Source organism: Aeromonas crassostreae (genome assembly GCF_054052445.1).
On record NZ_JBSTYM010000099.1, the window covers coordinates 1 to 201 of the forward strand.

The 201-nt window shown below is 61.7% G+C and carries 1 protein-coding gene; it reads left to right on the forward strand.

Going from position 1 to position 201, the window contains the following annotated elements; all coding sequences use genetic code 11:
• A partial coding sequence (locus tag ACW5W4_RS19060; RefSeq protein ID WP_456690432.1) for a GTP-binding protein occupies nucleotides 1-201 on the forward strand: 201 nt, incomplete at both ends.

The following is a 201-nucleotide window of genomic DNA, read 5'->3' on the forward strand; positions in this document are numbered from 1 at the left end:
CGGAAGAGCGTGAGCGTGGCATCACCATCAACACCTCCCACGTAGAATACGACACCCCGAGCCGCCACTACGCGCACGTAGATTGCCCGGGTCACGCCGACTACGTTAAAAACATGATCACCGGTGCTGCCCAGATGGACGGCGCAATCCTGGTAGTAGCCGCGACTGACGGCCCGATGCCGCAGACCCGTGAGCACATCC